A 2,615-nucleotide genomic window follows, 5' to 3' on the forward strand; every position below is an offset into this window, starting at 1 on the left:
GTCGCGGCTCTTGCCCTTCTTCTTGAAGGTCGGCGCCTCGGCATCCAGCTTGGGGTTGAAGTGGCGCTGCCAGGCGGTATCCAGATCGCGCAGCTTCTGCTGAAGGTTGTCGGTATAGGCATCCACCAGAAACGCCGTCGCCGGCTGGCGCTTCCAGGCGGTGATCCAGCCGGCCATGGTGCCGTAACGCGGCACCCATTCGCCCCGTTCGCGCGCGGCACGGCATTCGGCCAGCGCCTGGTTCCAGACAAAGCGCGCATGGCCGGCCAGTACCCGCAACCGCGCCGCCTGCTGCGGCGTCGGATCGAGGCGGTACTTCAGGCCAAGCTGTCGCTTCATTTATCATTTATCTCTAAACTGGATATATATACATAATAACAGCAACGGCGTTGCCCGCAAGTGAGCCTACGGCTCACGCCGCATTCCCCCCACACCTTGCTCGGTGTGGGTACCCTGCGGTGACAGGATGGGCACTCAGCGCTCATTCTTCTCATTCTCGCCGGCCCCCTGCCGCAGCTGAAGGCGTGCGGCCAGGTGGTCGCGCAGGGCGGCGAGCTCCTCCTGCCCCGTGCTGTCCAGCAGGGGCTTGCCGCGAGCGGCGCGGCTGTGGCGGCCGTGCTCGTCCATCAGGCGGTAGGCGCGTCGCCGCACACCTTCCAGGTATTCGTCGTGGCGAATCGGATAGCCCATGACCGCATTCCACTCCGACTCGTTGACGCGACTCTCCAGCGCCTTGTCGAACAGGTCGAGAAGGTGCTGCGGCTCGGTGCGGTAGCGCGGGGTGCGCGAGAGAAGCAGTAACCCGATCACGCTGCCGATGACCAGCAGACAGACCGCCAGGACAAGCAGATAGAGGGCCATGCAGAGGTCCGCATTGACGACTGCTGCAGGTGACGAAAGACATGCGATGCCGCGAGACGGGACGGCAGGCCTGCAGCCGGGAGTGGAGCGGGTGAAGGGAATCGAACCCTCGTCTTAAGCTTGGGAAGCTTCTGCTCTACCATTGAGCTACACCCGCGAGGCGGAGCTGATGATATAGGAGGCCTCGCGAGGATGGCAAGTCCGGGGGAATTCAAAAACTTTGTCGTTGCGAGAACTTTTCGGCTACAGGTTGTCATAGAGGTACAGACAACAGCGCGATGGCAGTCGCTAACACTGTTGCTCTGGCTCGCAGTTTCGATCTTGCCGCCCATGCTCAGCATGTGGCGGCTTCTTTTTGTGGGTGTGATGCAAGGCGCAAACGGGCTCGGACGGCTGGGGAAAGAACGGCATTGCGCGCGCCCGGCGGTTGCCGGGCGCGCCTTGAAGGAGGTCGTGACAGGCGCTGTCGGTCAGGAGTGGCGCATCCGCAGCAGGGCGCTCAGTACGTCGCGGCGGGTCACGATGCCTACCAGTCGACCCTGTTCGGTCACCGGATACACCTTGGGTTTGGTGCCGAGCATTTCCTGGGCCAGGTCGGTAATGCTCTTGGTGGGGGAGACCGCAAGCACTTCATGGCGCATCAGCTCCCGCACCAGCGGCGGCTCGTCATTGAGGTAGGCGCTTTCCAGCACCTTGCCGAGCACGTCCTGCTCGGAGATGAAGCCGATCAGGTGGTCGTGGCTGTCGACGACCGGCACCCCCGGCAGGCGGTGGAGCGCCAGGCCTTCGGACAGGGTGGTGACCGAGGTGTTTTCGGTGACCCGATAGCAGTCGCGGGACATGATGTCGCGCACGGTGGTGGGGGCCTTGTTGGGCATGGCGGATCTCCTTGTCCGTTGGCACGGGCATGTCGCCCCTTCAGCATAGCCGAGCCCGGAACTCGCTTGAGGGCCGGCGCCAACACTTCTGCCAACGCTCGGCGGGTCGATGGAGGAACCCGAGCCGAGGTGAGGACTCTCAATATCAACGAAATGGCGTGGAAGTCACCGAGCTCGTTGGAGGAGGTGTCGATGGACGCACGGGAGTACATGGCCAAGAAGGGCATCAGCCAGGGGCGTGATGAAGAGCGTCCCAACACCCTGGAAGAGAAGGCCTGGGCCCGGGCTCGGGAAGCCGGTGACCATCGGCCGCGTGCCGGCACACCCTTCGACTGGGAGGAGTGGGAACGCTATCACGGCGAACTCGCCGAGGATGCCGACAGCATCGAGCAGAAGATCGATCACGAGGCACACCAGGGGGCCTTCGAACACGAGACCGCCGAGGTGGCACGCGACAGCGATGCCGTGCAGTATCATGAGCCGCATGCCGCCGCTCCCTCCTCAGCATCCGCTCCTCCCCCTGTCGTACCGGATGCTCCCGCGCCCCGTGCTGCGCTGCTGGCCCTGGCGGTACTTCTGCCGCCGCTGGCCGTGGGGCTCGGCGGGTTCGGCGGGCGGCACTTGCTGGTCAACCTGGTGTTGACGCTGCTCGGCTGGGTGCCGGGCGCGGTACACGCCTGGTGGCTGGTCAGGGGAGGGTGACTCTCCCTGTGGTTTGAACAAAATCCCGCCGCATTCTGCGATTCGATTTTTGGAATGAATCGACAGTCAAGGCGGTGCAAGGCGATAGCCTTGCTGGTGAAACTGGATAAACATACCTGATTACTCATGTTGATCAGCCACCATCCCGTCAGTCTCTCCTATACTGATGTTATG

4 protein-coding genes and 1 tRNA gene are annotated in these 2,615 nt (G+C 63.3%); 1 reads left to right on the plus strand and 4 read right to left on the minus strand.

From position 1 onward, the window contains the following. The 4 genes from FEF15_RS19010 to FEF15_RS19025 form a co-directional block, all read right to left on the minus strand. The coding region (locus FEF15_RS19010; RefSeq protein WP_163561020.1) for a helix-turn-helix domain-containing protein at positions 1–339 on the minus strand (339 nt) is incomplete at its 3' end. Between the two features lie 135 nt (positions 340–474). Next, complete coding sequence (locus FEF15_RS19015) at positions 475–861, minus strand: hypothetical protein (RefSeq protein ID WP_163561022.1); 387 nt, start codon at positions 859–861, stop codon at positions 475–477. Between the two features lie 83 nt (positions 862–944). Beyond that, a tRNA-Gly gene (locus tag FEF15_RS19020) sits at positions 945–1,018 on the minus strand. A 313-nt stretch (positions 1,019–1,331) separates the two neighbouring features. Beyond that, positions 1,332–1,739, minus strand: coding sequence for a CBS domain-containing protein (locus tag FEF15_RS19025; RefSeq protein WP_163561024.1), 408 nt, complete (start codon positions 1,737–1,739; stop codon positions 1,332–1,334). A 192-nt stretch (positions 1,740–1,931) separates the two neighbouring features. Here FEF15_RS19025 and FEF15_RS19030 point away from each other — a divergent pair, with 192 nt between their 5' ends. Then, positions 1,932–2,441, plus strand: a complete 510-nt coding sequence (locus FEF15_RS19030; protein ID WP_163561026.1) for a YqaE/Pmp3 family membrane protein — start codon at positions 1,932–1,934, stop codon at positions 2,439–2,441. Positions 2,442–2,615 lie beyond the last annotated feature (174 nt).

This window comes from Halomonas sp. NO4, from assembly GCF_010994375.1.
GTDB lineage: Bacteria > Pseudomonadota > Gammaproteobacteria > Pseudomonadales > Halomonadaceae > Halomonas.